15 protein-coding genes are annotated in these 21634 nt (G+C 35.8%); 3 read left to right on the plus strand and 12 right to left on the minus strand.

Annotated elements, in window-relative coordinates; genetic code table 11:
* Positions 1-82: 82 nt before the first annotated feature.
* Together IEX65_RS16440 and IEX65_RS16445 are read right to left on the minus strand one after the other, a co-directional pair.
* Positions 83-316: a hypothetical protein gene (locus IEX65_RS16440; protein ID WP_188767405.1), complete on the minus strand. Its 234-nt coding sequence runs from the start codon at positions 314-316 to the stop codon at positions 83-85.
* An 89-nt stretch (positions 317-405) separates the two neighbouring features.
* The gene (locus tag IEX65_RS16445; RefSeq protein ID WP_188767406.1) at positions 406-1890 is read right to left on the minus strand and encodes an SGNH/GDSL hydrolase family protein; all 1485 of its coding nucleotides are present in this window, start codon (positions 1888-1890) and stop codon (positions 406-408) included.
* A gap of 512 nt (positions 1891-2402) precedes the next feature.
* On the opposite strand from IEX65_RS16445, the gene IEX65_RS16450 reads away from it, so the two are divergent.
* Positions 2403-3347: a glycosyltransferase family 2 protein gene (locus tag IEX65_RS16450; protein ID WP_188767408.1), complete on the plus strand. Its 945-nt coding sequence runs from the start codon at positions 2403-2405 to the stop codon at positions 3345-3347.
* Between the two features lie 45 nt (positions 3348-3392).
* Here IEX65_RS16450 and IEX65_RS16455 read toward each other — a convergent pair whose 3' ends face one another.
* The 4 genes from IEX65_RS16455 to IEX65_RS16470 all read right to left on the minus strand — a co-directional run bounded on the left by IEX65_RS16455 (position 3393) and on the right by IEX65_RS16470 (position 8432).
* Positions 3393-3650 carry an SWEET family sugar transporter gene (locus IEX65_RS16455; protein ID WP_188767410.1) on the minus strand — a complete coding sequence of 86 codons (258 nt, stop codon included), beginning with the start codon at positions 3648-3650 and terminating at the stop codon, positions 3393-3395.
* A 165-nt stretch (positions 3651-3815) separates the two neighbouring features.
* On the minus strand, positions 3816-4628 hold the full coding sequence (locus IEX65_RS16460) for an enoyl-ACP reductase FabI (RefSeq protein ID WP_188767411.1): 813 nt from the start codon (positions 4626-4628) through the stop codon (positions 3816-3818).
* 159 nt (positions 4629-4787) lie between these two features.
* A complete protein-coding gene (locus IEX65_RS16465; RefSeq protein WP_188767412.1) occupies positions 4788-6587 on the minus strand; it encodes an acyl-CoA dehydrogenase FadE in 1800 nt (599 codons plus the stop codon).
* Positions 6588-6761: 174 nt separating this feature from the next.
* Positions 6762-8432 (minus strand): family 78 glycoside hydrolase catalytic domain, encoded by a 1671-nt coding sequence (locus IEX65_RS16470; protein WP_188767414.1) that lies wholly within the window; start codon positions 8430-8432, stop codon positions 6762-6764.
* 393 nt (positions 8433-8825) lie between these two features.
* Here IEX65_RS16470 and IEX65_RS16475 point away from each other — a divergent pair, with 393 nt between their 5' ends.
* Positions 8826-11186 carry a TonB-dependent receptor gene (locus IEX65_RS16475; protein ID WP_188767416.1) on the plus strand — a complete coding sequence of 787 codons (2361 nt, stop codon included), beginning with the start codon at positions 8826-8828 and terminating at the stop codon, positions 11184-11186.
* 52 nt (positions 11187-11238) lie between these two features.
* The gene (locus IEX65_RS16480; protein WP_188767418.1) at positions 11239-12141 is read left to right on the plus strand and encodes a DUF4249 domain-containing protein; all 903 of its coding nucleotides are present in this window, start codon (positions 11239-11241) and stop codon (positions 12139-12141) included.
* Positions 12142-12188: 47 nt separating this feature from the next.
* On the opposite strand, the gene IEX65_RS16485 is transcribed toward IEX65_RS16480, so the two are convergent.
* From IEX65_RS16485 to mnmG, 6 genes are all read right to left on the minus strand, one after another.
* A complete protein-coding gene (locus IEX65_RS16485) occupies positions 12189-13166 on the minus strand; it encodes a radical SAM protein (protein ID WP_188767420.1) in 978 nt (325 codons plus the stop codon).
* A gap of 168 nt (positions 13167-13334) precedes the next feature.
* Positions 13335-14177, minus strand: a complete 843-nt coding sequence (accD, locus tag IEX65_RS16490) for an acetyl-CoA carboxylase, carboxyltransferase subunit beta (protein WP_188767422.1) — start codon at positions 14175-14177, stop codon at positions 13335-13337.
* Positions 14178-14313: 136 nt separating this feature from the next.
* Positions 14314-15570 (minus strand): M48 family metalloprotease, encoded by a 1257-nt coding sequence (locus IEX65_RS16495; RefSeq protein WP_188767424.1) that lies wholly within the window; start codon positions 15568-15570, stop codon positions 14314-14316.
* A gap of 177 nt (positions 15571-15747) precedes the next feature.
* Positions 15748-17550: a tetratricopeptide repeat protein gene (locus IEX65_RS16500; protein ID WP_188767426.1), complete on the minus strand. Its 1803-nt coding sequence runs from the start codon at positions 17548-17550 to the stop codon at positions 15748-15750.
* Between the two features lie 477 nt (positions 17551-18027).
* Positions 18028-19638 (minus strand): Ig-like domain-containing protein, encoded by a 1611-nt coding sequence (locus tag IEX65_RS16505; protein ID WP_188767428.1) that lies wholly within the window; start codon positions 19636-19638, stop codon positions 18028-18030.
* 77 nt (positions 19639-19715) lie between these two features.
* Positions 19716-21578, minus strand: a complete 1863-nt coding sequence (mnmG, locus tag IEX65_RS16510; RefSeq protein ID WP_188767429.1) for a tRNA uridine-5-carboxymethylaminomethyl(34) synthesis enzyme MnmG — start codon at positions 21576-21578, stop codon at positions 19716-19718.
* Positions 21579-21634: the final 56 nt, after the last annotated feature.

Genomic DNA, 21634 nt, shown 5'->3' on the forward strand with positions numbered 1-21634 from the left:
TTATCTTTATCAAAAAAGCCTCTGTTTTAGAGGCTTTTTTGATTTATATCGATTTTATTTTTCAATAACCACCCTTTTAGAATCAGATGCCTGCTTGACAACGAATGTTATAAATAGATTCAATCGTAACTTTATATTGAATATTGATTTCAAAATTATTCATGCCTTCAACTCCTACAAATGAATACTCTTTGATGGTATTTCCTTTTATATCGCTCAAATAAAGTTGTACACTTTGCGGAGTTTTGAGGTTTACTTTGGCAATAAATATTATAGTAATGATTTTTGAGGTATTAGCGTTTATCTGCCAGTACATAGACCAATGCCATCAACGTCCCCTACGTGCCTACGGGAGACATTGATGGAACAGAAGTTTCATATTCAAAATGATTTAAAATGAGAGTTTTATTTAACTTCTAAGTATTCCGAAGTTTTTATGAGAGGAATTTCAGATTTATAATTTTGATTGAGTGTTTTGATAACCTCATTTGCTACTACAGCCTGCCCAAAAGCGGTAGGATTGATGCCATCAATAGAAAAAAAGTTTTTGCTATTGACTCTTACTCCATCATCTGTAACAAAAGAACCATCATTAATTTTTTTATACATTGAGTATAAATCAACCATCCGAAAATTTACTTTTTTTGAATAGCGTTCAAGTTCTGCGTTGAGCTTTATTGGTGCATTTCTAATATCAGCAATTTCTTGTTTTATTAGAAAATTATTTCCGAGTAAAAGGCTTTTATTATCTAATCCCACTTTTAATGCAGGGTGAACTTTGACACTCGATAATGAATCAACTCTACTGTTGGGTAGAAAAATAATATCAGTAGAGTTTTTTCGCTTATCTTTAAATATTCGACCAGCATCAGATTCTATATAATCATTTGGAATTCCACCGAAAACATCATCATAACTAATCTGTGTAAAGTAGGGAAAATCTAATACATCAGGCACATTAAGAATTATGCCGAGAGTTTTTTTCTTACTCAGCAAGTCGAACCATAAATCAGATTCAAGGTATGAATTTTCTAATCCAGACGAACGCATATAATCAGTGCCTTTTAATATATAATCAAGAACGTCATTTATTCCAAATTCAAACGTCATAATATCAAATTTTTGATTAAGTAGTTCAGACCCAGCACCATTAGTCAAAAATCTTTCGGAATATTTCTTCAATATTCCATTTTGGTATTTAAGGTCTCTATAAAAAGCACCTTCTACTCCTTGAGAGTGATACCTTCCATTAGGTATAGCGAAATTATCAACAACTGTTTTGACTTTTTTAAAGTTAAAGTCTGTTCCACTAATAGTAATACTAAGATTGTTTGAAATAGCATTTAACTTAGGAACTTTACCACCCGTAGGATTAAAACCAGTCTGTACTTTTCGCCCAAAACCGTTATAATCGGTAGCATCAAAAAGCGGTTGCTCAAATTTTTTGAGTTTCATTTGTCGGGCTATCAGGTTGGGGTAGCTGGTCAAAATGCCTTCATTAAAATAACCACCGTCTCGCACGCCTGCCGTTAGGCTACCACCAATGGCTACATAGCGTAGTGGCTTACCTTTTAGGTCGGGGTCGTCGTTGTTTTTTAATTTACTTAGGTCGGGGTCTTTGCTGGGTGGCGTGTGTAGTTTTGGTTCTTTGTATAGCACAATGGTATCGCCTACGGTTATGTAGTTTTTGCCGTTGGGGTCTTTGTCTTTTAGTATTTTGTAGTCTTTAAAGACAACCGTTTTTATGGTATCGCCATCAATAATACTATAATCGGTGTTTAGGGCAGGTTTTGCCACGGGGTCATTGCCCCTACAACCGCCTATCAATAAGGCAGAAAGAATGATGATGTTCATTGGTAAAAGCGGAGTGCCGCCCATTCGTTTTTTCATGATTTTAAAAATTACATTGTCATAAAAAACTTTACCTACTCGCAAAAGTTGGGTGGTAAAAGTCGTGGTTTTCTGCAGCAAATTACGTAATTGTGGCACAAGATATACAGGGGGGGAGCGGGGTTTCCAAATATTTTGCTCAAAATCGGCTAAATACTTATTTTACGGTGGAGTTTTTAATCTTTTGAAAGTATAAGGCTTATCACCTCTTAATTTATACCTTACGGGCTTCTCTTTCGGGGCAAATTGGGTTTTAATGATTTTCTGAAAAATAGTTGAATAATTTTTCAATCATAAAACTTTTCATATAACATCGGCGTTTATATATCATACGCATCCAAAAAACAAAAGTCTTGTCTATTCCTTAGGCGAGACTTTTTTGTTTTCTTGCCCTCTTCTTCCTTTTTCTGCTTCAAAAAATATATCTTTGTAACTTAAAGTTTTTTACTCATCAAAAATGAAGAATAGTTGATTTTTAACAACTAACGAACTTCGACCTACTTTACAGACCAATGATTTCGATTGTTATCCCGATTTATAACGAAGAAGAAAACCTACAAAATCTTTATACTCGCCTGACCAATGCCGCTCCATCTTGGAAAGAAGATTACGAAATTGTATTGATTGATGATGGCTCACGTGATAGTTCATTGACGATGATGCGAGTAATGGCTGAGAAGGATTCTCATGTACGGGTTATTAAACTTTCGAGAAATTTTGGTCATCAACCAGCTATTTCGGCAGGAATACAAGAAGCTAAAGGCGATGCCATCATCATCATGGACGGTGATTTGCAAGACCCGCCCGAAGAATTATATCGTTTTCTGGACAAATGGCGTGAAGGTTACGAAGTTGTGTATGCTGTAAGAACGAAACGTAAAGAAGGTTTTTTCAAAAAATTGGCCTATTCGAGCTTTTACAGAATCATGGCAGCCATTTCAGATATTGAAATTCCACTTGATTCGGGCGATTTCTGCGTAATGGACAGAAAAGTTGTGAATGTATTGGTGCATGATATGCCCGAGCAAATTCGCTTCATACGTGGTATGCGGGCGTATGCAGGTTTCAAGCAAATAGGAGTAACGTATGAGCGTGCCGAGCGTGCCGCTGGCGAAGTAAAATATACTTTCAAGAAATTAGTACAATTGGCTCTCGATGGGCTTTTCGGGTTTTCGAGTTTCCCGCTTCGTCTTTCTACTTATTTGGGTATTTCAATTGCCATTCCGTCACTTATTATAGGAGTTTTCTTCTTGGTTCATCGACTTTTCGGTTTTAAAGTATTTGGCCACACGCCCGAAGAAACTCCAGGGTTGGCATCTTTGGCCGTTGGGATGTTCTTCTTAGGAGGAGTAATGCTGACAATGCTCGGAATTATTGGTGAGTATATCAGCCGAATTTATATTGAAGTCAAAAAACGTCCGTTTTTTGTCATTGACGAGATTATTGAGAAGAAATAGTTTTTTTCGGTGGTTGAGCGAAGTCGAAACCAGTGAAAAAAACTATCAATGTGATGTTTTTCTGTATTTAAACTTGAAAAACAAAATCACTAACGAAAGAATTAGCGTAAAAGCATTTGCCGCAATTACAGGAAAAGCGTTTGCTTTGATTCCATAAACTAACCACATAAATACACCTGTTGTAAAAATCAAAAACATAGCCAACGACACATCTTTTGCTGACTTGGTTTTATAGATTTGTAATACTTGTGGTACAAAGGCAATTGTCGTGAGTATGCCTGCCAAATAACCGAGTGTTTCCATTTTTTTATTTTTTTGGTTTCACAAAAATAACGGAAAAATTATACCAATTAGTTCAAAAACGCCAATAATCACAGGTAAAACTTTAAAAAGTACAATATCTTTCAAAATAAAATACCCGTAATTTCAAAAAGTTACGGGTATTTCTTATTTTAATACTTGATTACTTTATTTCTCCATAAAAGCCAATACATCTTCCGAAATACCAGTATTTATAAAACCTCCATCGTGGAAAAGGTTTTGCATCGTAACCATTCGAGTAAGGTCTGAGAAAAGTGTGATACAATAATCGGCACAAGAATCAGCTGAGGCATTTCCAAGTGGTGAAATTTTATCGGCAAAATCAAAGAATTTATCAAAACCACCGATTCCAGTACCTGCCGATGTTTCAGTTGGTGACTGAGAAACTGTATTTACACGCACTTTTTTTAGTTTACCATAGCGATATCCATAGCTACGGGCAATCGACTCAAGCATGGCTTTTGCTTCGGCCATATCGGTATAAAACGGAAACGTACGTTGAGCTGCCATATAACTAAGAGCTACAACCGAACCCCACTCATTGATAGCATCGAGTTTCTCGGCAGTTTGCAAGAATTTATGAAATGATAAAGCCGAAATATCAACACTTTTCAGAAACCAATCATAATTCAAATCTCCGTAGGCTTTTCCTTTACGAATATTGGGCGACATTCCGATTGAGTGCAACACAAAATCAACTTTTCCACCAAAATGCTCCATTGATTTTGTGTAAAGATTTTCAATATCTTCAACCGAAGTTGCATCGGCCGCTATAATTGGTGCTTCGCAAATATCGGCCAATTTATTGATTTCGCCCATACGCATGGCTATTGGGGCATTGGTCAAAACTATCCTTGCTCCCTCTTCGTGTGCTTTCAAAGCAACTTTCCAAGCAATTGATTTTTCGTTTAATGCACCAGAAATGATGCCTGTTTTACCTTTAAGGAGTCCGTATGCCATTATTTTATTGTTTACGAATAGATAAGCCTACTTTTAATTTTTAAGGCCTCAAAGGTACGTTTTTTCTGAAAAATAAAAAACCGCCTCTCAAATCAGAAAGACGGTTTGTTGATTTTTAGTTGTTGATTCTAAGCCTTTTTAAAAAATTTACCCTATTCTTTAAAAAATGTATTTGTTTTCCTCAATCATAGCATCGGCCACACGGCGACGAGCGTTTTTGAGGTTCATTGGTTCAATTTTAGTGAAACGTTTCAAGCCCATGAGCATTACTCTGAGTTCGTCGCCTTCGGCAAACGATGTGATAGCCTCACGGCCAGCGTTATTTACTTTGGCAACCGCTTCGTGTAAATAAATTAAGGCCATATCTTTTTGTAGCTCAACTGCTGCTTCGCCTTTGATACTGATTAGTTTTTCAACTCTTAGTAAAGCCGATTCTGCAGCATAGATTTCGATAGCCATATCTGCTACGTTCATCAATATTTCCTGTTCGCTTGATAACGACATCATGAATTTCTGTACTGCCGCACCCGAAACCATCAACGCTGCTTTTTTCAAGTTTTTCAATACTTTCTTTTCTGCTGCAAAAAGTGTTTCGTCATCAGAAGCACTGAAATCTGGAATCGACATGATTTCTTTGCCAACTGCCATTGCAGGGCCCATCAAATCAAGTTCGCCTTTCATGGCACGTTTTAGCAACATATCAACAATCAACATGCGGTTGATTTCGTTAGTACCTTCAAAAATACGGTTGATACGAGCATCACGGTAAGCACGCTCCATTGGAGCATCGGCCGAATAACCCATTCCACCGTAAACTTGTAAGCTTTCGTCAACTACATAATCCAGAACTTCTGAGCTATGTACTTTCATGATAGCACACTCAATAGCAAATTGTTCGAGTGCTTTTAGTTTCGCTTCAGAGTCTCCTAAGCCTTGTGCTTTTAGGTCTTCGATGGCATCGTCAATGTTTTGTCCCGCACGGTAGTTGGCCGTTTCAGAAGCAAAAATACGAGTGGCCATTTCAGCCAATTTATATTTTATCGCACCAAATGAGGCAATAGAAACCCCAAATTGCTTGCGTTCGTTGGCATAATTGATTGCATTATTTAGTGAGCCTTTCGAGCCACCCACTACTGCAATACCGAGTTTAATACGACCAATGTTAAGGATATTTACAGCAATCTTAAATCCATTTCCACGAGATGAAAGCATATTTTCAACAGGAACGTGGCAATCATTAAAGAAAACCTGGCGAGTATCTGAGCCTTTGATACCAAGTTTATGCTCAGGTTCGTTCATCGTAATTCCTCCGAAAGATTTTTCTACGATGAATGCTGTAAGGTTTTTATCATCATCAATTTTTGCAAAAACGATAAATAACTCAGCAAAACCGCCATTGGTTATCCACATTTTTTGTCCGTTGATGATATAATGCTTGCCATCAGCTGAAAGAACTGCTTTTGATTTTCCAGCGTTGGCATCCGAACCAGAATCTGGCTCAGTTAAGCAATAAGCAGCTTTCCACTCGCCTGAAGCCAAAAGTGGCAAATATTTAGATTTTTGTTCTTCGTTTCCGTAATATACAATCGGTAAAGTTCCGATACCTGTGTGTGCCGATTGTGCCACTGAGAACGAGTGACCTGTTCCGAGAGCCTCAGCAACCAACATTGAAGTATTGAAATTCATACCAAAACCACCGTATTCTTCAGGTACGGCTGTGCCGAGAAGACCCAACTCACCAGCTTTTGTCATTAACGAAGACATTAATTCTGGAGACTTGGCCGTATCAATTTCATTAAGGCGTGGGTGAACTTCGGTTTTCAAGAAATCACGGCAAGTTTCGGCAATCATTTGTTGCTCTTCCGTAAATTCTTCTGGAATGAAAATTTGGTGAGCTTCTACTTCTTTGATTAAAAATTCGCCACCTTTAATTGATGATTTGTTTTCGGTTGCTGTCATGGTATTATGAATTGAATATTATCGTTGTTTAAATAGTATGCGTGCATACTGTTGCAAATATAAAGAATTTTTAAATTGTTATGCAAGCATACTAATAAAAATATTTTTGTAAAATAAAAAACCTCGGTTTTCAAGTTTGAAATACCGAGGTTATATGATAAAATTTTTATTCTTTTATTCGATTATAAAGTCGTAAGTACCACTTGACACTTCAAAGATTGCTTTGTCTTTTTCGGACTTTACGTAAGTGATACCTTCAATTTTTACGGGTTTCTTCTTCACAATGAAGAACTTCCCTCCTTCTTTGATATTATTGATTGTTTTTCCTGCTTGAAGTGGTAGCTGTATTTGTGCCGACGAATTTGCAGGAATTGTCAGCTTCAAACTAAATTTATTACCTTGTAGGTTCGATTGGCTAATTATTTGACCATAATTTGTGTCAAATGTTTTTGATTCTTGGGCCAAAGGCGGAGCAATGACAACCTTAGATTCGTTGAAATTTGGCTCTACTATTACTTTTTTCGCATAAATTTTCGCCAAAAGGTCTTCTGAGTAAGCATAGTTTTCTACAAAAGGGCTATTTTCATAAATTACTTTTGCGACCAATGTATTTTCGTCGGCTTTTTTAGGAAGCCCTTCTACCTCAACATATCTAAATCCATGAAAGCTAAATTTAGGCTCCCATTTTTCAATACCATAACCTTTTAATAGATACTTATCGGTTGGTTTGATTCCTTTTAGTTCGGCCAAGCCTTTGTCGGTCAAAGTTTCGGCGTATTTTAGTTCTACTTCTTTGGTTGCCTTGCCTTCGGTTTGTAAATAAGCGTATCCAACGATGTTTTCTCCGAAATCAAAAACGTAACGACCTTTTCTTGGTTCGGTTATTTTTACTGCCTTTATTTCTTTGATAACTTTTGCTTGTGGCGAGATTTGAGGCTTGAGTTCTATTCCATTCTGGGCTTCGTCCATGATGGCAGCATTTTCCCAGTCTTTGCCGTATTCGAGCTGAGCATTATAAATTTCACCAGCATAAATCGAATTTGACACAATTGGTGATAGTCGAGTTTTCCAACTTCCATCCGAAATTACAGTTTGACGAGAGCCATCGTAAAACTCCATTTCCATCTGAAATAAAAGCTTGTTTGGCAGATTACCTTTTTGCCAAGCATTTCCGAGCGTTGCAGTAATGAAGTTGATACCGATACTTAAATCTTCGTTTGAGATTTCGTAAATCTGATAAGGAATTGTCTTAGAATCTTTTGTCAAACCGGGTGTCAGAATATCTTGTCCTACTTTTTTTCCGTTAAAAATCAAGTGATACGCTCCTACTCCAGTTACATAGATTCTGGCTCTTGTGGCACGTTTGCCTAAGTTAAATTCTTTTTGAAGTTCGATTGATTTGCCATCTGTTCCATTTTTTCCAATCCAGTGAGCCGACCAATCTTCTTTTTTTAGTAATGCCATTTCCCACCAAGTTGGCTCGCTGTAAAGCGTTGGTTTGTTTTTCTCATTCCATATTTTCACTTTCCAGAAATATCTTTTACGAGATTCGAGTGGTTTTCCTGCATAATCTATTTTTATTGATTGTTCTGATTTTACCATGCCTGAGTTCCAGACGTTTCCGTTATCTTTCTTTAAGTCGGCTTCGTTATCGGCTACTAAAATCTGATAGGCTGTTTGTTTTGCACCTCGATTGGTGGCTTTCATTTGCCATGATAATCGTGGATTTAGTACTTCCAAGCCCATTGGCGTTTCTTGGTATTCACATCTGAGTTTTTCGAGTGTTTGTGCGTTTGTTTGAAAAATATTCAAACTTATAAAAAGCAAAATGAGTGTTTTCTTCATCTAATTTTCTTTTGGTTTCTACTAAAAATCTATTGTTTACTGATTTTTCGGCAATTTCTTAAAATATTCTCTATTATTCTGCCTATTAATTGTCTTTTATTGCTGAAAATCTCTAATTCACCCTTTTATCCTTCAAAACTTCCGCTTCATCAAACAAAACTTTCGATATGTTTCTAACGTTATTACTTTTGATTAGTAATCTTGGTTTTGTATTAAGTTTATTAATTCCTATTATTTTTTATTTGTTAACCGTTCAAAACAAAAATCTACCATTCTTCACTATTTTTTAAGTAAAAAGTATTCAAAATTGTCAACAAATTAAACATCTACAATTATGAATATCTTTTGAAAGAGAAATAGTTTACGTTTTTATTACTACAAAAAATCCAATTCATGAAAAAACTATTATTGTTGTTAGTTAGTCTGTTTTTCACGTGGAATGCCTCAGCACAAGAAAAATTTACGGTCAGTGGGTACATAAAAGACGCCGCCAATGGCGAAGGTCTGATTGGGGTTTCGGTCTATGTACAAGAAGTTAAGACAGGCACTCAGACAAATCCGTATGGCTTCTATTCGCTTACACTTCCAAAAGGAACGTACAACTTGGTATTGACGTATGTAGGCTTTGAAAAAATTACAAAAAAAGTTGAGCTTTTGAGTCAAGATGTAAAGTTAGATGTCGAGCTAAAAGATGATTCGAAGCTTTTACAGGAAGTGGTTATTACTACAAAAAAGGCCGATGATAATGTAAAAAGCCTTGAAATGTCGGTTAATAAAGTTGACATAAAGACAATGCAAAAAATGCCCGCTTTGCTCGGAGAAGTTGATATTATCAAGAGTATTCAGTTTTTACCTGGTGTAACTTCGGTTGGCGAAGGTGCTTCGGGTTTCAATGTTCGTGGCGGTGGTATTGACCAAAATTTAGTTTTGCTCGATGAAGCTCCTGTTTATAATTCCTCTCACCTTTTTGGTTTTTTCTCGGTTTTTAATCCTGATGCTGTAAAAGATGTAAAATTGATTAAAGGTGGTATCCCTTCACAGTACGGCGGACGTGTTTCTTCTATTTTGGATGTAAGAATGAAAGAAGGAAACTCAAAAAAGCCGCAATTTTCGGGCGGAATTGGTAGCATCTTTTCAAGATTTACCTATGAGCGTCCTTTTTTGAAAGATAAGGGGTCGTTTATTGTAGCTTTGCGTCGGTCTTACATTGATATTTTGGCAAAACCATTTTTGAATTCTGAATTGAAAGGTACGAGTTTTTATTTTTATGATTTCACAGCGAAAGCCAATTATCGTGTCAATGAAAAGAATACAGTCTTTCTTTCGGGATATTTTGGTCGTGACACTTTCGGTGCTGATTTTGGTTTTAACTGGGGAAATGCAACCACGAGTTTCCGATGGAATCACGTTTTCAACAACAAGCTATTCTTGAATAATACTATTTTTTACAGCAACTACGATTACGCCCTTCAGTCAGACCTTAAACAGAAAAATGACCAAGATGCTTTTCGTTGGAAATCTAATATTATTACTTACAGTATAAAGCCAGATTTTACTTTCTACCCAAACACTAAGAATACGATTACTTTTGGTGGACAATTGACTTATTATAGTTTTAATCCAGGTCAGGCAGTTGCGATTTCGGGTGGAGTTGAACGTACGATTGGGTTAGATGATAAATTTGCGACTGAAAATGCGTTATACATTGGAAATGAACAAAAGTTAACTTCTAAGATTTCGCTTCAATATGGGCTTAGATATTCGCTTTATAATTATTTAGGAAAAGGAAAAGCGTATGAATTGAGTCCAGCTACAAACGATGCAGAGCGAAGAAGCATTTCAAAAACAACAGAGTTTGGTTGGGGCAAAAGTATTCAACAGTATGGTAATTTTGAACCAAGATTTGCGGCCAATTTTAGTCTCGGTCAAGATAATTCAATTAAACTGAGTTATAATCGTTTAGCTCAGTATATTCATCTTCTTTCAAATACAACTGCTTCTTCTCCACTTGATGTTTGGACTCCGAGTAGTAATAACATCAAACCTCAATTGGCCGACCAATATGCTTTGGGGTATTTTCATAATTTCAGCGATAACCTTTTTGAGACTTCGGTTGAGGTATATTACAAAGACCTTTACAATCAAATTGATTATGTCAGAAATGCTGATTTATTGTTGAATCCCGCTGTTGAAGCTGATTTGCTTTTTGGTAAAGGTCGTGCTTATGGTGCTGAGTTTTATGTAAAGAAAGCTAAGGGAAAATTTAATGGTTGGGTGAGTTATACACTCGCTCGTACGGAAAGAAAAATTGAAGGTTTGAATCAAAATAATTGGTTTCCGAGTAGAATTGACAAAACCCATAATTTATCAGTTGTGGCTATTTATGACTTGAACAAACGATGGACATTCTCAAGTAATTTTACATTTAGCACAGGTACTCCTGCGAGCTTCCCAACTAATAAATTTATTTGGCAAGGTTATGCCCTTCCGCACAATTATTACGATACTCGTAATGCTTATCGAATTCCAGCATCACATCGTCTTGACTTTGCGGCTACTCGCCAAACTAAATATGGTTTCTTTAAGCGAGGTACTGGCGAATGGGTTTTCTCGGTTTATAATGTTTACAATCGTCGTAATCCTTTTTCGGTCTTTGTTCGCCAGAATGAAACAGACCCAACAAAAACTGAGGCAGTTCGCTATGCGGTTTTTGGTTCGATTATTCCAGCTGTTACTTATAATTTTAAATTCTGACCTCGGCTTCGCTCGGTCACCAGCGAAGTCGAAGATAAACATATGTTACACAATGAAAAAAATTCGTAATTTATTTTCTATATACTTTTTATCCGTAATTTTATTTTCTTGTACGGATGTGATTGATATTAATGTCAAGGAAGGTGTATCACAACTTTCGGTTGATGCACTCGTCAATAACAAGGCAGAAGTACAAACAATCAAGTTGACCCTAACCCAAGGTTACTTTGATAATTCAGCCATCAAGCCTGCTCTTGGAGCTACGGTATTTGTGTTCGACCAAGATAGTGTTGCTTACGAATTTAAAGACTTGAAAAAGGATGGTGTTTATACCTACGATGCTAAAAACAAACCTTTGAATAAAATCGGAAAGCAATATGCTCTTTATGTGAAATATGGAGAGGATGAGTTTATTTCGGTTTCTAAGCTCAATCGTGTACCTAAAATTGATTCAATCAACTATGAAGTAGAGAAACTACCTATAAAACCAGATAATGGCCCACAGGAAGGTTTTCTGCCACAATTCTATGCTAAAGATTTTGAAGGTGAAGGAGATTGTTATTGGGTAAAATCTGCTAAGAATAATAAGTATTTTTCAAAGGCAACCGAAATTCAGGTTGCTTATGATGCTGGTTTTAGTCCAGGCTCAAAAACAGATGGACTTTTGTTCATTTTACCAATTCGTACTTCAGTAGGTAGAGAATTATACTCTGATAAAGATACTTTAAAAGTTGACCTTTATTCGATTACACAAGAGCAATTTTATTATTTGCAGTTTGTTCAGCAAGTTTCGCAAGATGGTAGTTTATTTTCTACTCCATTAGCAAATATTCCAACCAATATCATCAATAGAAATTCAAATTCTTCCAAAAAAGCAGTTGGATTCTTCGGAATCTCGGCTGTCAGTTCGATGCAAGCTATTATTGATAAGAATAAGGCAAAGCCTAAGAAGTAACCCAACTTTTTGTTCCCTGAGCGAAGTCGAAGGGCAAAAAGTCATAACTAAAACAAATTCTTCCAAGTGCCTTTTATGTAATTATATTTTAAGGTGCTTGGAAGTGCTTTCCAAAAGTATTTATTGATTTCTACCGAGAAAGATGGCTGCATATAGCAGTTAATTACACATCCTTCGCACTCCTTCAGTTTCCCTTCTAAAGCCACAATTTCTTGCACTTCGTTCGATTTGTACAAATCAAATAGATTTCCCTTTATATCAAAATCTTTTGTTCCGAGGTGGTAACAGGGCAGAACTAATTTATTTTCTGGTGAAATAACTATTGTAGTTGAAGCAGCTCGGCATACTGGATTTTCTACATGATTTCCCCCATTTTTTCGCAGGTCAATAAACGCTTCATTCAAATAAACATTTTTTTGTTTTCCCCACCATAAAAGTTTTTGTAAACTCGCCTCTGAAAGGTTTTCCCCAGTTTCTACAGAGTTATAGTTGAAAACTGGATTGAGAATTAAGACCAAATCATTGGGTTGAGTGATTTCATTCCACACCCGCTCAATCTTATCCACATTTTGTTCAAATACTGTGAATATAATATCTGGTCTTTCTTTATTATTTTTCGCTATTTGTATAGAATCGAGTAATTTATCGAAACATTTTACACCTCTTGATTGATTATGTTCTTCCTCGTCAGGTGAATCTAGCGAGAAGTGAAGCATGTCAATTTTACCTTTTAGGCGGTCGGCATACTTTGGATATAATAAACAATTGGTAGTAACGGTTGTTAAAAATCCTCCTCTTTTAGCTTCTTCAAGTAGTATATCTAATTCTCTGTGTAGGAGTGGTTCACCACCCGTAAAGTCTATTACTTTGACTCCGAGTTTCTTTAGGTCTTTGAGGTTTTCTCTGAAATTTTCGAGGGTAATGTAAGGAGAGGGCTTTTCCCAAATATCGCAAAAACTACACGTAGCATTGCAGCGATAGGTTACGTAGTAGTTACACAAAACTGGGTGTTTGATTAGCCTCATTTGTGATATTTTTTTGAATTGACATACCTATGATTCTTTTATCCTATTAGTAGAACGTCGGCAGGGTTTTGAACCCTGCCGACGTTAATTACTAATTTATCAATTCTTTTCTCTTTATATTGTTAGCTAATAGTATGCGGTCGCCGCCCGATTCGCTTCACAAATATGTTATCGTAACATTCCCAATAAACTTGCGAGCTTATCTTTTAGGTCTTTTCTATCTACAATAAAATCAAGGAAACCGTGGTCTAAAACGAACTCGGCAGTTTGAAATCCTTTGGGTAATTCTTTACCAATTGTTTCTTTGATTACACGTGGCCCTGCAAATCCAATGAGTGCTTCTGGTTCTGAAATATTAAAATCACCGAGCATCGCATACGAAGCTGTTACACCGCCCGTTGTTGGGTCAGTCAATAAAGATACATAAGGAATTCCTGCTTCTGATAGTTGAGCTAATCTTGCTGAAGTTTTTGCCATTTGCATCAATGAGAAACCAGCTTCCATCATTCTTGCTCCTCCTGATTTTGAAATCATCAAAAACGGTATTTTATGTTGCAAGGCACATTCGATTCCACGTGCAATTTTTTCTCCAACCACTGACCCCATTGAACCACCAATGAAACTGAAATCCATACAGGTAATTACAATATCAATTTCAGACATTTTACCGTAGGCAGTTCTGGCAGCATCTTTCAAGCCCGATTTTTTTTCGGTTGCTCTTACTCTGTCCACATAAGATTTTGTATCTGTAAATTTCAGTGGGTCACCTGAGCGTAGGTTTTCATCTAATTCGGTGTATTCACCTTCATCAAACAAAATTTGAAAATATGCTTCTGAGCCAATTTTTTCGTGGTAGTTGCAATTGATGCACGTAAAGGCATTTAGTTTGTGCTCACGGGTGTGCATTGCCTTCTTACAAGTTGGACATTGATACCAAAGCCCATCAGGGGCTTCACGTTTCATCTCCGTCGGAGTTTGTATTCCTTTATCTGTTCTCTTAAACCAAGACATATTAGGTTATCATATTTTGAGGGGACAAAGTTAAATAAACTTGTCCGTTGATTTATTGGGTTTCGTCCAAAATTTTATTTTACTACCCCTAAAATAAGGAAGGCATCGCTTAAAGCGATGCCTTCCTGCATATAATTTATCTAATTTTCTTATCAGGAATATATCCTTTTCTTTCTATATCATTTACAAAAAAAGTATCTTCTCTCCTACCATCGGGGTAGATTCTCATGGCTTTTCCGTGTTTGATGTTATTTTCCACACGAGCAACCAATCTGATGTTATTATTGAAGATAAAATAACCTTTATCATCATTCATAAAACCATTTTTGTACTTACCCACATATTTATCCCCATTTTTGTAGAAAAAGGTTCCATTACCTTCATACTTACCATTTTTGAAGTTACCCACATACTTTTTCTCACCATCAGCATAGAATTCTACGCCTCTTCCATCCCGTTTTCCGTTTCTCCACTCACCTTCATACTTTTCTTCAGTTTTTGGATTAATCATTTTTCCAAAACCATCGCTGCAATCTCCTTCAAAACATCCCCCTTTTTTCACAACCTCACCAATGTTTTCCACATTTGTTGGGGCTGCAACAATAATATCTGGTCTTTTTGCTGGGATCTCAGAATTGTCCACCGAGTTATCCACTCTATCCACATTACCTTGATTATCAGCTGGTTGTGGGTAAGTTCGTGGAGGTATTTGTTGAGGAACAGGTTGTGGATTTGGTCTTGTTGGATTTTGTGGTTGTGGAGCTTGTTGCGTCGGCTGTGTTTTTGGCTGAGTAACAACACTTCCATCGCTTTTCTTTATATTCGGATAAAGCTCTTGGGCATTGTCAAATCCTTTTTTAATGGCCGCTAAACGCTTTGGTCTTGCTGGGTGAGTTCCGCCATCATAATCAGAGGTAAGTTTATTTATGGCTGCTTGTGCATCTTTTAGAGTCGCTCCCATTTGATACATCACAAATCCAGAAAACTCATCTGCCTCTAATTCTTTTGCTGGGTCGCTCCCTCCTTCGATAATTGTATGGCCTTGTAGGTGATGCCCGATTTCATGGGCTAAGATACTCAATGCTCCCCAGTCAGATTTTGATAAGTCGTTGGCTTTTTTCATGAATGAACCATCATAGACTATCAATCGAGTCTGGCCTTGTATGGCTGCAAAGCAGTTATCTGTATTTGGGCATTCCATTACGTAGAAGTTTCTTTTTAAGCCGCTTCTTCTTACGATTTCGTCAACTGCTTTTTCAGCTACTTCTTTTGAGCGAAAGCTAAATTGACTACAAAATGCTCTTTCGTTTATTTTCTGTCCGTAGTAGTTATATCCAAAAGATTTGACTCTTTCTTCTTGTGCATTAGCCAATAACACAAATGTGGATAACACTGTGGATAATGTGCATAACTTGAATTTCATCGGGTGAAAGTTTGTAAGTGATTATTTTAGATAAACGAGGAAAAGTAGTTTCAATGGCAATTGGAGGGGTTTATTAACATAGTTTTAACAAAAACGCCCCAAAGCAGAAAGTTTTGAGGCGTTTCAATATTATAAATGCAAAAAGGCTCAATTTATTGTATCGCCTCTCAAATTTCTGAATCTTTTGCGGGCTTCCGCTCCGAAGATTGAACCTGGGAATTTCTGGAGTATCTCACGGTATAATTCCATAGCCTTATCTTTTTGTTGGAAGTTCTCTTCGTAAATTTTAGCTTCTAAAAATAAAGCATCATCGGCCAAAATATCGAAATTATAATTTTTGCGAAGTAACTCTAAATCTTCTAATGCCTTTTCAGGTTTATTGATTTTGAGATTTGTATTTGCCCTCAACCACAAAATATCATCTGCCAAAGAATGTGATTTATATTTTTCAAAAATTTGGTCAAGTGCCGCCATTGCTTCGGCGTTTCTATTTTGAAAAAGTAGTAAGTCAACTTTGGCATAGTCTTTCATGGCAACTTCAGAAGTATCAAGCCCAATGTTATCTTGAATCAACAAACTTAGTTGCATGGCATCATTAGCGATTTCTCGTGTAGTGGCTTTTTTAAGAATATCCAACACTTCTTTTGATAAATCAAACTCGCCATTGTAATAATGCAACTTGGCATTTTTGAGTTTGGCCTCTTGCCCAAGTTGGTCTTCCTTCTGTGATTTTTCAACTTGTGAATAAAGCAAAGTTGCTTCCCACGGTTCGTTTTTCAACACATAAATATCACCTAAATCTAATTTGCATTTATCTCTGAAAGCGTTGTCAGAGCCAGCTATCATGATGGCCGTTTCGAGAACTGTAATCGCAGTATCTCTTTCGTTCAAATAAAAAGCGTAAAGTTGAGCTGTATTTCTGAGGGCTTCCATTGTTTTTACATTTCGGCCTAAATCAGAAAATAATCCTTGATAATCTTTTATCAACGAACGAATGTCGGCAATGCTTACAGGATAAGTTGTTTTTACTACTTCTTCCTTGCAAAACAAAGCATTGCGTCTGGCATAAGCGTAATATTGTCCTTGTGGATATTCTTTCATCACATACTCGTACATTTGAATCGCACTTTTGTAATCTTTGTTAACCAAGGCAGTTTGTGCTAATTCAAAAACTCTTTGTCCATCTTGTTTTAGGCGGCGGTCTAAAGCTCTTGTTTGAATAAAGGCTTTCGTAAACTCCTTCTGCTGGATTAAATGCCAGATGAGTATGTCAGTGTAGTACTGCTCGGTTGGGAACTTCTGTACCTTGCTGTAAAGAGCCTTCTCAAGCATATCTATCTCAGCTTCGGTTTTGAGATTATCTTGGAACGTCGCTTTTACGTAATCTTGGTTGCCTTCTGCCAAACCGTATTTTAGCATTTCCTCAATCATAGGCTCTTTTTGTCCGTTGTAGAGGTATGCCTTTGCCATCAGGATTGCATACTTATTTTCATCTTTGGCAATCTCACGTCCTTTTTTCAATAACTGAATCACGAGTTCAGTTTTTGAATTACGGTACAACAAATCTTGTAGCTCGTAGATTGTCCCTTCTGTTCGGGCAGCAAGGTCTATCAAAGTTTCCATTTCTTTTTGAGCCTCTTCAAACTTTCCCGTCATTTCGAGCAAGCTGGTATAATCTGAGCGATAAACGATTCCTGTTAAATCATTGCTTTTGATTTGACGTTTCAAATATTTTTCGGCTTCATCGAAATTTTTCAGTTTGAACAAACACTGAATATAATTTTGATGAATCAATCTGATATTGTTTTTATCCTTCGCAATTTTTTGGAAAATGTCTTTTGCTTTTTCGTACTCCCCTTGTTTGAAGTATTCGTTTGCCAATTCGATGTCTTGACCCTTGGCCAACCAATGAATTGAAAAGAATAGAATTATCAATAAATACCGTTTCATAGTTTCCTAAAAAAAAAGAAATAAAATATATTTTTAATTACTGTTTTAAATTGTTAGGGCTGTTGATATGTGTATAAACTATTGTTGTTGACAACGCTCTAAATGTGAATGTACATAACTAATTGCTTTTTCCACAGCTTTATTATCTTAATTAACACTTATATTATTGATTATCAATTCTAATACCATTTATTGACATTAGCTCCAATTATTTTTTGTTTATTACTTAATATCATTTCCACAGTATGTGTCCACGTTAATCAACATCATGTGAATTGAGGATAACCCTATACTTTTACCTGATTTCCACTTCTTTTTTATTCTTTCCACTTTTCGGTAGAGTTTCCCACATGGCTTTCAACGTATCAATTCACATTATTGGTATTCAATCCACATGCTTGTCCACAAAATTTCTTGGATATTTTTTATTTTGAATTGACCTTTTCAGTACTCGTTTATTTTGTGTTGATATTTCATTTATTTTATGACTAATCCACGTACCTCAAAGTTGGCTTTTAACCTTATTGGTTCTTCATAAAATTGCACTTCTTCGGGCTGAATATTCTTTTCTACATTACCAGCATCCCAATATCCATTTTCGTTTTTGTCTTTTATTACTCTCAACAAGTAAATGCCAGGCTTTATATTGATGAACAAAAATTTATCTTTGGCTGTCTGCTCTGCTATTACTTCATACTTATCATTTATTATCTGAATTATCTTATTTGTTTTCTTTTCTTCAAAGCTTCCTTCTATGAGTCCATAATTCTCGGTTTTTAGAATTGGGTATTTTAAATTTTGTTTATCGCTCGAATCTCCTTTAATGTTTATAAATACTCCCCTACCCATTTCTATCTTTACTTCTCGTTCTGCTTTTATCTCTTTATTGATAATAAGTTTAGTTTTGGATTTATTCCACGTGAAGTTTGATGTTTCGAGTTTCTCCTCTCTAATTGTATCTGATAATATTTTAAACTTGTTTGTATCAAAGGTCTGAATAGGAGTATCAAAGTTTATTTCGTATTTTACTTTCTTGTCAAGTTCTTCTCCTGTTTTTGGTTTTACCGTGAAGGTTAGATATTCTCTTTTTTCCTTTTTCTTTTTTTCAGGCTCTCTAAATTTTATCTTCTGTAAATAAGTTAAAGCATTTCCACTTGAATCAGCTACCGTTATATTTACTTTTAATGTATCTGTTCGTTGTGTTGAATTATAAAATTTTAATTCTTTTCCTTCACCATAATACGGAATACTATCATTTTTGTTTTCAAATTTTACTTCAAACGATTTTATACTCTTATCATATAGTATAGTATAATCTTCGGCTCTTGGTAGTACTTTTTGGTTTTTCGGTTTTTCGTTGTTGGCATTTGCCATAAGGATGTTTATTCCACTTAAATTTTTATTTAAATTTATCGTGTCATTTCTAAATCCTATTGCTTCTGTTTTGGTATCGTATTTCAAATTGCTATTCTTATCCATAAAGGCATAAATTCGATACTTTCCACTTTTTAGGTTTTCAAACTGATAGTTTCCTGCTGAATCTGTTTTTATGAAATAATCAGGTTTGGTCTTTTTGAGGTCTAATGAATCTTGAAGTTTGTATAAAGCAACGTGAGCTTCTAAAATAGGTTGATTGCTCAAGAGCCCTTTCACATTCCCTCCTATTTTTAATGAATCAATGTTACTTCCCGTACTGAACACTAATTTAAGGTTTCGAGATTCATTTCGCTCGTTTAAATCTTTTATACCTTTTCTAAAATTTAGCGTATAGGTTGTACTATCTTTAAAAGCCTTATCAAATTTTAGAATCACAGTATTCGATTTTGAACGAATATCATACGTACCTTCTGCTTCTGGTATGATTAAAAGTTCTTGTCTTAAACTTGTTACATCTACCAATTCATCAAATTCTAAACTAATCGTTTTTTCTTTATAGTTTTTCTGTTCTGCTTTTGGAATCGAACTAATTAGTTTTGGAGGAGTTTCATCCTTTTTTCCTCCTGTTGGTGGCACAAACTGAGCACAACTAATTAATAACTTACAACCAGTTATTAGAACTACACTTTTAAGAATACTACTTTTAATCATTTTATGGTTTTATTTTTTTAGTAAAAATAAAACCCTCAACGATTAGTTGAGGGTAATTAAGAAACTTTAATTTTTGTTTATCTACCGAGATGAATCATTATTACTGAAATATCTGCTGGTGAAACTCCACTTATTCTTGATGCCTGACCGAGTGTTTGTGGTTTTATCTTTTTAAGTTTTTGTCTTGCTTCGATAGAAATGGATAATAACTTTTCGTAATCAAAATTTGGATTAATATTTAGGTCTTCCAAACGAGACATTTTTTCTGCCATCAATAATTCCTTCTCTATATAGCTTTCATACTTAATATGTATTACGGCTTGTTCAATTACCTCATCATCATATTGACTTAGAAAATCTTTCATATCATTATCTAATAAACGAATATTTTCTATTTCTATTTCTGGACGTTTTAGAATACTGTAGAAAGATGACTTCTCTCTTAATGCAGATGAACTGATTTGTTCGAGATAATTATTGGCGTTATCAGGTGTAATCTTTCTTGTTTTAATTTCTTCTACAATTTTTGCAGCTTCATCTTTTTTGAAATTCATTCTTTCTAAACGTGCCTCAGAAGCTAATCCTAAATCATAACCTTTTTGAGTTAGGCGAATATCTGCATTGTCTTGACGTAGTAATGTTCTGAACTCTGCTCTTGATGTAAACATTCTGTAAGGTTCATCTGTACCTTTGTTTACTAAGTCATCAATTAGTACTCCGATATATGCTTCATTTCTTTTGAGAATAAAATCGCCTTTTTCATGGACTTTGTTATGTGCATTTATTCCAGCCATTAATCCCTGACAAGCCGCTTCTTCATATCCTGTAGTTCCATTTATTTGTCCTGCAAAATACAGGTTTTCAATTAAATGTGTTTCGAGCGTTAGTTTTAATTGGGTTGGTGGGAAGAAGTCATATTCGATTGCATAGCCTGGTCTGAACATTTTTACATTTTCAAATCCTTTTATTTTAGTTAATGCTTCGTATTGTATTTCTTCTGGTAATGAAGTAGAAAAACCATTGATATACATTTCCACCGTATTCCATCCTTCTGGTTCTACAAATATTTGGTGATGGTCTTTATCGGCGAATCTATTAATCTTATCTTCTACCGAAGGGCAATATCTCGGGCCAAGTCCTTTTATCCTGCCACTAAACATTGGTGATTTATCAAATCCTTTTCTCAGTACTTCGTGAACTTTTTCGTTCGTATAGGTTACATAACAACTTCTTTGCTTAGTTAATCTTGGTGTATCTGTATATGAAAACTTCTCTGGATTTTCATCGCCTTTTTGTTCTTCCATTAAATTCCAGTTTAATGAACGACCATCAATACGAGGTGGAGTTCCTGTTTTCATTCGTCCAGACTCAAATCCTAATTCAATTAATTGCTCCGTAATTCCGTGTGCTGCTTTCTCTCCTGTTCTTCCTCCGCCGAAGTTTTTCTCTCCGATATGTATTTTTCCATTAAGAAATGTTCCATTTGTTAAGACAACCGATTTACCTTTTATTTCGATTCCCATTCCTGTACGAACTCCTACTACCCTATTGTTTTTAATAACCAAGCCTTCAATCATTTCTTGCCAAAAATCAAGGTTCGGGATATTTTCCATCGTATCTCTCCATTCTTGAGCAAACATCATTCTATCGCTTTGACATCTTGGGCTCCACATTGCTGGCCCTTTAGAACGATTAAGCATTCTGAACTGAATCATTGTCTTATCACTAATAATTCCTGATTGACCACCCAAAGCGTCTATTTCACGAACTATTTGTCCTTTTGCTACACCACCCATCGCAGGGTTACATGACATCTGTGCAATGGTGTGCATATTCATTGTTACCAATAAAACAGACGAACCCATATTGGCAGCGGCAGAGGCTGCTTCACATCCTGCATGGCCTGCTCCAACAACTATTACATCGTATTCTTTGAACATTACTTTTTTATTTATGTTTCCACGTGAAACGTTTGTGTTTTTGTGAATCACTCTGT

Origin of the sequence: Emticicia aquatilis (assembly GCF_014644295.1) — a bacterium.
Classification (GTDB): Bacteria; Bacteroidota; Bacteroidia; order Cytophagales; family Spirosomataceae; genus Emticicia; species Emticicia aquatilis.